At 65.6% G+C, this 8,240-nt stretch carries 9 protein-coding genes; 4 read left to right on the top strand and 5 right to left on the bottom strand.

Features of this window, described 5'->3' with window-relative positions:
* The 3 genes from WAN02_RS01065 to WAN02_RS01055 form a co-directional block, all read right to left on the bottom strand.
* A partial coding sequence (locus WAN02_RS01065) for a chloride channel protein (protein ID WP_422261999.1) occupies positions 1-249 on the bottom strand: 249 nt, incomplete at its 3' end.
* Between the two features lie 164 nt (positions 250-413).
* A complete protein-coding gene (locus tag WAN02_RS01060; RefSeq protein WP_422261997.1) occupies positions 414-866 on the bottom strand; it encodes a PAS domain S-box protein in 453 nt (150 codons plus the stop codon).
* A 559-nt stretch (positions 867-1,425) separates the two neighbouring features.
* Positions 1,426-3,033: an adenylate/guanylate cyclase domain-containing protein gene (locus WAN02_RS01055; protein ID WP_422261995.1), complete on the bottom strand. Its 1,608-nt coding sequence runs from the start codon at positions 3,031-3,033 to the stop codon at positions 1,426-1,428.
* A gap of 49 nt (positions 3,034-3,082) precedes the next feature.
* Here WAN02_RS01055 and nucS point away from each other — a divergent pair, with 49 nt between their 5' ends.
* Positions 3,083-3,754, top strand: a complete 672-nt coding sequence (gene nucS / locus WAN02_RS01050; protein ID WP_422261993.1) for an endonuclease NucS — start codon at positions 3,083-3,085, stop codon at positions 3,752-3,754.
* A 22-nt stretch (positions 3,755-3,776) separates the two neighbouring features.
* On the top strand, positions 3,777-4,073 hold the full coding sequence (locus WAN02_RS01045) for a hypothetical protein (protein WP_422261991.1): 297 nt from the start codon (positions 3,777-3,779) through the stop codon (positions 4,071-4,073).
* On the opposite strand, the gene mce is transcribed toward WAN02_RS01045, so the two are convergent.
* Positions 4,070-4,549, bottom strand: coding sequence for a methylmalonyl-CoA epimerase (gene mce, locus WAN02_RS01040; protein ID WP_422262001.1), 480 nt, complete (start codon positions 4,547-4,549; stop codon positions 4,070-4,072). The two genes, WAN02_RS01045 and mce, sit on opposite strands and share 4 nt — an antisense overlap.
* A 79-nt stretch (positions 4,550-4,628) precedes the next feature.
* Here mce and WAN02_RS01035 point away from each other — a divergent pair, with 79 nt between their 5' ends.
* Complete coding sequence (locus tag WAN02_RS01035) at positions 4,629-5,810, top strand: acetyl-CoA C-acetyltransferase (protein ID WP_422261989.1); 1,182 nt, start codon at positions 4,629-4,631, stop codon at positions 5,808-5,810.
* Positions 5,811-5,972: 162 nt separating this feature from the next.
* Complete coding sequence (locus tag WAN02_RS01030) at positions 5,973-6,878, top strand: co-chaperone YbbN (RefSeq protein WP_422261987.1); 906 nt, start codon at positions 5,973-5,975, stop codon at positions 6,876-6,878.
* Between the two features lie 12 nt (positions 6,879-6,890).
* On the opposite strand, the gene glgB is transcribed toward WAN02_RS01030, so the two are convergent.
* A partial coding sequence (gene glgB / locus WAN02_RS01025; protein WP_422261985.1) for a 1,4-alpha-glucan branching protein GlgB occupies positions 6,891-8,240 on the bottom strand: 1,350 nt, incomplete at its 5' end.

Raw genomic sequence — 8,240 nt, 5'->3', positions numbered from 1 at the left:
CGCGCCGCCGGTCATGATGATCGGCCCCTCGGCCCCTCGGCCCCTCGGCCCCTCGGCGCCGAACGGGCCACCGGTGCCGATGCTGATTGCCGCCGAAATAGGCTTCAGCACAGCAACTTTCGGCTCAACTCTACTGCCATTGGTCAGGATCGCCTCGATCGCCTCGGGCATACCGTGACCACGGATCTTCTTCGACCCGAGCCGCGCCATAACACCGACCACCAGACCGCCGGCGACGGGTGCACCCACCACGGATGATCCTGGGCTCCCGGGGCAACCAGATCGACCGCCCAGCGTTGGTAGAAGACCAGGTCGGTGACCAACCCGATCAGTCGCAGTAGGCACCAGGCCGCACCGCGCAGTTAACCTGGAAATGTCCTGTGGGACCCCCACGCGCGGGCGGCCAGCTCCGGCTAGCCGGGCAGTAGGTCGTCGTCGGGTGATGTGGCCCAGGCGATTTCGGTCAAATCGGTGAACGCGACGACGGCCAGCTTCTCGCCTTCGCGGATCAGCACCGAGTCGCTGAGCAATGTTGGCATGGTCCACCCGTCTGCATGTATCAGCCGGACCACCGTGTTGGCGTGCTCGCGTAGGACCGCGACAACACCGGTATCCGCTGGGGCGATACACGCCACCAGGGACTGCGCGTTCATCGTGGCCAGGTCGTCGCGGGCGTATCCGACCAGCGCAGCGAATGCCTCATTGGCGAAGGCGATTTCGCCGGCGTCATCGACGGCCAGGATGGGGACGGGTAGTCGGTCGAGGGCGAGCAGGGCCGGGAAGTTGCGCAAGAACTCGATTGCAGACTCGTCGCGTGGGCGCCCACGGCGTTGGTCACTGATTGAAGGCGCCGACTCAGAGCCCATACTCGGTTTCCTTTCGTGGCCCAGGAAAACGCGCCCCGACTGCTGACTGCCGACGTCGTCAGACCAGGCACAAAACGTACGGTGAGACTACTTAGTTACTACTCAGGTTGCAATCGAGTACCGCCATTTCCGCAGTAAGGTTGATGTTCACGGGCCGCGCTGCGCCGTGGTCTCGACCGGATGCGGACGTCGGCCGTACGGTTGGGCGCTCTCGCGCCCGTCACCGCCGCGGCACAGCGAACGATTGCGGATAACGCGGACCCCGTGCGGTTGATGCTCGTCGAACCTGATGCCACCCGGGACATGGTCGATGAATTGTGGGTACGCAACCTCGCGTTCGCGCACCAGATCATGGGGCAGGCGTTGCGGGCCAGCGCGGACGACGCCGGAACCCAGATCGACACCCCGAAGCGATCAGCGCGGTGCTACTGGCGGCATCGAGTTATGCACCAATCATGGAAGTTCTGCTCGGTCGTGCGCCCGACCGCATGGACTCCGGTGGTTTCCGGAAAGCCTGGCTTCGGCTCAGCCGTGCCGTGTTCACCCACGGCGTTCTCGACTAGATCAGCGTCGCCAACTGCGTCGGTTGGTCGTGGCCGCGCAGCGTGACGGTCTCGCCCAGCGACCAGTGCGTCCGTTCGTCGGCGCTCGCGGCGTTGATGGTGTCCGAGGATGCCAACAATCGGCTCGGCTCGTCCTTGGCCAACTCGCACAGTCGGGCCGCTTCGTTGACCGGTTCGCCGATGACCGTGTATTCGAAACGCTCCTTGGCGCCGACGTTGCCGGCGACGGCGTTGCCGGCCGTGACCCCGATGCCGGCTTTGCACTCGGGCACCTCGCTGTCGAGACGACGGGCGATGGCCCGCGCGGCGCCGAGGGCTTGGTCTTCCGGCCGGTCGAGATGATTGGGCGCGCCGAAAACCGCCAGCACGGCATCGCCCTCGAATTTGTTGACCAGTCCGTGGTGACGGTCCACCTCCTCGACGATCACCGCGAAAAACCGGTTGAGTAGCTGCACGACTTCTGCGGCCGGCCGACTCGTCACCAGTTGCGTCGAGCCGATGATGTCGACGAAAACCACTCCGACATAACGCTCTTCGCCCCCGAGTTCGGGCTTGTCCCGTTCGGCGGCAAGGGCAACCTCGCGTCCCACGTGCCGGCCGAACAGATCACGCACGCGCTCGCGCTCGCGCAGGCCGTCGACCATCGAGTTGAATCCGCGTTGCAGCTCACCGAGTTCGGTGCCATCGAACACCACCAAGTCGCCGCGCAGATCGCCGTCTTCGGCCCGCTTGAGCGCCGCCCGAACCACCCGCACCGGCGTCGCCGTCAACCAGGCCAGAATCCACATCAACACGAAGCCGAAGATCAGCGCAGCGGGTGACTCCACCAAAATGGCTACCGCCAATTGGGTCTTGCTCAGATTGTCGAGCAGCACGCCGCCCAGCAGCGCGGTAACCATGATGCCCAGGACCGGAACACCAGACCCGAGCAGCCACACCGTCAACGTCCGGCCCATGATGCCGGGGGCCAATCGGCGCGGCGCCCGGCCCGCCTCAAGCGCCTGAGCGGCCACCGGGCGCAGCGCGAACTCGGTGAACAGATAGCACGCGGTCGACACCAAAATGCCGCAGACGCTGACGCAGAAGCCCACGATCGGAATGAACGTGCTGTCGGCCAACCCATAGAGCGTCGTCAGCAACGCGGTACCGAGGACCCACAGCACGAGGACGCCGAACGCCAGCCAAAACGGAGCTGCGAAGGTGGCGCGCTCGTCGGCCGGGGTCGGTTCGTGCTCCTCGATCGCCCACCGCAGGCCGGCGATGGTCCGGTGGGTGATCAGATACGTACCGAGTCCGAGCGCGACGGTGCAGTAGGCCGGCGTGACGCCGAAGGTGATCCACAGGGGTGCGTCGCTGAATATGCTCGGAGTGGGGAACGCGACGGTCAACAGCAGCGCCGCGACGGCGATTCCGATCAGGTTCGCCCCGACGATGAACACCGTCAGGATGAGCTGGATGCGTACTCGCCGACGGGACTGACTCTCCGATACCCGCCCGAGCAGCCAGGAACCGTACGCCGGTGTTTCCGACAGTCGACCGCTCTGCTGAGTCACCCGCTCCAGCACTCGCCCCAGCCGTTGCGCGGTCGATCGCTTAGCCACCATGGTGGCGTCAGCCTAATTGCTGCCGCTGCCCATGCTTAAGGTGTGTTGCGTGCGCCTCGTCATCGCCCGCTGCACCGTGGACTACGTCGGACGCCTCACCGCTCATCTGCCCTCGGCGCGCCGGCTGCTGCTCTTCAAGGCCGACGGCTCGGTGAGCGTGCACGCCGACGATCGTGCCTACAAGCCGTTGAACTGGATGAGCCCGCCGTGCTGGTTGTCCGAGGAGGCCGAGGGAGAAGCGCCGGTCTGGGTGGTGCAGAACAAGGCCGGCGAGCAGTTACGCATCACTGTCGAGGACATCGAGCACGACTCCAGCCATGAGCTCGGGCTCGATCCCGGGCTGGTCAAAGACGGCGTCGAGGCCCACTTGCAGGTGTTACTCGCCGAGCACGTTGAGCTGCTCGGGGCGGGCTACACCCTGGTACGTCGTGAGTACATGACGCCGATCGGGCCGGTCGACCTGTTGTGCCGCGACGAACAGGGGCGTTCGGTCGCAGTAGAGATCAAGCGCCGCGGCGAAATCGACGGGGTCGAGCAGCTCACCCGCTATCTGGAGCTGCTCAACCGGGACAGTCTGCTGGCGCCCGTGAGCGGAGTGTTCGCCGCGCAGCAGATTAAGCCGCAAGCGAAAACTTTAGCCACTGATCGCGGAATTCGTTGTCTGACATTGGATTACGACAAGATGCGGGGCATGGATTCCGATGAGTTCCGGTTGTTCTGAGCTGCCTCACTAGACTGGTGTCATGGCTCGACGCCGTAGTTCACCGCGCCAGCAGCAGTCGTTTGGGCCGCTGCCCGCTGCGCGTCGCGTGGAGACCGGGCCAGATGGACATGACTACGAGGTTCGGCCGGTGGCCGGCGCGCGAGCGCTCAAGACGTATCGTTGCCCGGGTTGCGACCACGAAATACGCTCGGGCACAGCTCATGTGGTGGTGTGGCTAGCCGATTTCGGCGAGGTGGCCCTCGACGACCGACGGCATTGGCACACGCCGTGCTGGTCTAACCGGGCAACGCGCGGACCGACCCGAAAGTGGAGTTAGTGCTCTGAATCCTCGGCGGGCTCGACCAACTCGATCAGTACACCGCCGGCGTCCTTGGGGTGGATGAAGTTGATCCGCGAGTTCGCTGTGCCGCGCCGGGGCGTCTCGTACAGCAACCGGATGCCCTGCTCACGCAGGCGCTCGCTGAGACCGTCCAGGTCACTGACCCGATACGCCAACTGCTGGATGCCGGGACCACGCTTGTCGAGGAATTTCGCGATCGCCGACGAGTCGTCGATCGGGGCCATCAGCTGAACTTGCGCGCTACCGACCGCGGCGCCTCGCACCGACAGCATTGCCTCGCGAATTCCTTGATCGTCGTTGACTTCCTCGTGCAGGACGATCATGCCGAGGTGGTCGTGGTACCACGCGATCGCTGCGTCGAGGTCGGGGACCGCGATGCCGACGTGGTCGACTGCCGTCACCAGAGCGGTGCTGAGAACTCGACGGGTGTCAACTTGATCGGTGGTCATCACGTAACGGTAACCTGACGGGAACGAATCCGCTTCTCCCGATCTTTTCGATCGGCTGTTGAACCCCGCTCTGGAGGTAGTCATGACGACATCGGTGATCGTTGCTGGCGCACGCACGCCGGTCGGCAAGCTGATGGGCTCGCTGAAGGACTTCAGCGCCAGCGATCTGGGTGCCATCGCGATCAAAGGCGCCCTGGAGAAGGCGAACGTGCCGGCCTCGCTGGTCGAGTACGTGATCATGGGCCAGGTACTGACCGCGGGGGCCGGCCAGATGCCGGCGCGGCAATCCGCCGTCGCGGCCGGCATCGGCTGGGATGTGCCGGCGCTGACCGTCAATAAGATGTGCCTGTCGGGCATCGATGCCATCGCACTGGCTGACCAGCTCATTCGGGCCGGAGAGTTCGACGTGGTGGTGGCCGGCGGCCAGGAGTCCATGACCAAGGCCCCGCACCTGCTGATGGACAGCCGTTCCGGCTACAAGTACGGCGACGTCACGGTCCTGGACCACATGGCCTACGACGGCCTGCACGACGTGTTCACCGACCAGCCCATGGGTGCGCTCACCGAGCAGCGCAACGACGTCGACAATTTCACTCGCCTCGAACAGGACGAATTCGCCGCGCGGTCGCACCAGAAGGCCGCCGCAGCCTGGAAGGACGGCGTCTACGCCGACGAGGTCGTGCCGGTCAGCATCCCGCAGCGCAAGGGCGACCCGCTGCAGTTCACCGAGGACGAGGGCATCCGGGCCAACACCACCGCCGAGTCGCTGGCCGGCCTCAAGCCGGCGTTCCGCAAGGACGGCACCATCACCGCCGGTTCGGCGTCGCAGATCTCCGACGGCGCCGCCGCCGTCGTCGTGATGAACAAGGACAAGGCCACCGAGCTGGGGTTGACCTGGCTGGTCGAGATCGGCGCCCACGGCGTGGTGGCCGGCCCGGATTCGACGCTGCAGTCGCAGCCCGCCAACGCGATCAAGAAGGCTTTGAGCCGCGAGGGCATCACCGTCGACCAGCTCGAAGTGGTGGAGATCAACGAGGCGTTCTCCGCGGTCGCGCTGGCCTCGACCCGCGAACTCGGCATCGATCCCGAGATCGTCAACGTCAACGGCGGTGCCATCGCGATCGGGCATCCGATTGGCATGTCGGGTGCCCGGATCGCCCTGCACGCCGCGCTCGAGCTGTCCCGCCGGGGCTCCGGCTACGGCGTTGCTGCACTGTGCGGCGCGGGCGGTCAGGGCGATGCGCTGATCCTTCGCGCTGGCTAGTTACCGGCCAGTACAGTTTGCCACCGGTGTGGCAGGACATGCGTCCAGAAGTTTGCTGCCAACCTGCCGACCGCGGGTTGGCAACGCATGATGTGATGTTGCTCATACGGCCGTCCGAACCGGATGAAACCCCGTCGACGGCGCCGTGCCAGACTTGAAGATGTGAGCCGTCCACGTTCCCCAATTGGGCCCGCATTGACCGGCGGCGCAGTCGATCTGTCCGCCTTGAAGCAACCGCCACCCTCCGCCGGCGAGACGCGCGGTGACGGCTCGGCGGCCGCAGCCGGTGTCGAGGTCAACGAGGCCAACTTCGAACAAGAAGTGCTGCTGCGCTCCAACCAGGTGCCAGTGGTCGTGCTGCTGTGGTCGCCGCGCAGTGATGTCTGCCTTCAGCTGGCCGACATCTTGTCCGATCTGGCCGTCGCCGACAACGGCAAATGGTCGCTGGCCAGTGTCAACGTCGACGTGGCTCCCCGGGTGGCGCAGATCTTCGGTGTCGAAGTGGTCCCCACCGTGGTGGCATTGGGTGCCGGGCAACCTCTTTCCAGCTTTCAGGGCATGCAGCCGCCAGAGCAGTTACGCCGCTGGATCGACTCGCTGCTGTCGGCCACTGCTGGAAAGCTCGGTGGCGCTGCCGATTCCGATGAGCCAGAGGAAGTGGATCCGGCTCTCGCTCAGGCTCGCCAGCAGCTCGAGGACAACGACCTCGGGGCGGCGCTCGACTCCTACCAGGCGATCCTGGACGGCGACCCGAACCACGCCGAAGCCAAAGGCGCGGTGCGCCAGATCGCGTTCCTGATGCGCGCGACCGCTCACGGGCCGGATGCAGTCACGGCTGCCGACGCCGCGCCCGACGACATCGAGGCGGCATTCGCCGCTGCTGATGTCCAGATCCTGAGCCAAGATGTCGAAGGCGCGTTCGGCCGTCTGGTCGGGCTCGTGCGGCGCACGGCCGGCGACGAGCGGACATCAGTGCGCACGCGGTTGATCGAGCTGTTCGAGCTGTTCGATCCCGCCGACCCCGAAGTCGTCGCGGGACGACGCAACCTGGCTAACGCGCTGTACTAGGCGGCCCTTGTACTAGGAGGCCTCTGCGGGTTCCAGCCACAGCGCTGACATCGGCGGTAGCGCCAGCACCGCCGATGCCGGACGGCCGTGCCACGGCGCATCGGTCGCGTCGACGCCGCCCAGATTGCCGATACCGGAGCCGTTGTAGACCGTCGCATCGGTGTTGAGCACCTCGCGCCACCGCCCCGCGCTGGGCAGGCCGAGACGGTAGCCGCTGTGCTCAGCGCCGGCGAAGTTGAACACGCAGGCCATCACCGAGCCGTCGCTGCCGTACCGCAGAAAACTCAGGACGTTGTTGGCGGAGTCGTTGGCGTCGATCCACGAGTAGCCCTCGGGCTTGATGTCCTGACTCCACAACGCCGATGAACGGCGATAGATCGAGTTGAGGTCGCCGACCAACCGGGATATTCCGGTCGAGAAGCTGTTCTCGTCGAGCTGAAACCAGTCGACGCCGCGTTCCTCAGACCATTCGGCACGCTGCCCGAATTCCTGACCCATGAACAGCAATTGCTTGCCCGGGTGCGCCCACTGGTAGGCCAGCAGGCTGCGCAGTCCGGCCGCCTTCACGTGGTCGTTGCCCGGCATCCGGCCCCACAGCGTGCCCTTGCCGTGCACGACCTCGTCGTGACTGATCGGCAGCACGAAGTTCTCACTGAACGCATAGAGCATCGAGAAGGTGATCGCGTGGTGGTGATAACTGCGGTACACCGGATCGCGACTGATGTAGTCGAGCGTGTCGTGCATCCAGCCCATGTTCCACTTCATCGAGAAGCCCAGGCCGCCAACGGTCGTCGGCCTGGTGACACCCGGCCACGAGGTCGACTCCTCGGCGATCGTGACGATGCCGGGCGCCGCCTTGTGGGCGGTGGCGTTCATCTCCTGCAAGAACTGCACGGCTTCCAGGTTCTCCCGCCCCCCGTGGATGTTAGGTGTCCAGCCACCTTCGGGGCGTGAGTAGTCGAGGTAGAGCATCGACGCGACGGCGTCCACACGTAGTCCGTCGATGTGGTACTGCTCCAGCCAGTACAGCGCGTTGGCCACCAGGAAATTGCGCACCTCGGCACGGCCGAAGTCGAAGACGTAAGTGCCCCAATCGAGTTGCTCACCGCGGCGGGGGTCGGAATGCTCGTAGAGCGGCGTGCCGTCGAACCGGCCGAGCGCCCACGCGTCCTTGGGGAAGTGGGCCGGGACCCAGTCGACGATGACGCCGATGCCGGCCTGGTGCAGCGCGTCGATGAGCGCGCGCAACTCATCGGGCGTGCCGAATCGGGACGACGGCGCATAGTAGGACGTCACCTGATATCCCCACGAGCCCCCGAACGGGTGCTCGGCGACGGGCAACAGCTCGACATGGGTAAAGCC

This window comes from Mycobacterium sp. (assembly GCF_049281135.1).
Classification (GTDB): domain Bacteria; phylum Actinomycetota; class Actinomycetes; order Mycobacteriales; family Mycobacteriaceae; genus Mycobacterium.
Note: the sequence above shows the minus strand (reverse complement) of the source record. Positions and strands in the feature narration are given on the sequence as shown.

Excerpts from the sequence above, each read along its gene's own strand:
- WAN02_RS01035 (WP_422261989.1), top strand. The coding sequence starts at position 4,629 with ATGACGACATCGGTGATCGTTGCTGGCGCACGCACGCCGGTCGGCAAG.
- WAN02_RS01060 (WP_422261997.1), bottom strand. The coding sequence starts at position 866 with ATGGGCTCTGAGTCGGCGCCTTCAATCAGTGACCAACGCCGTGGGCGC.
- WAN02_RS01045 (WP_422261991.1), top strand. The coding sequence starts at position 3,777 with ATGGCTCGACGCCGTAGTTCACCGCGCCAGCAGCAGTCGTTTGGGCCG.
- WAN02_RS01055 (WP_422261995.1), bottom strand. The coding sequence starts at position 3,033 with ATGGTGGCTAAGCGATCGACCGCGCAACGGCTGGGGCGAGTGCTGGAG.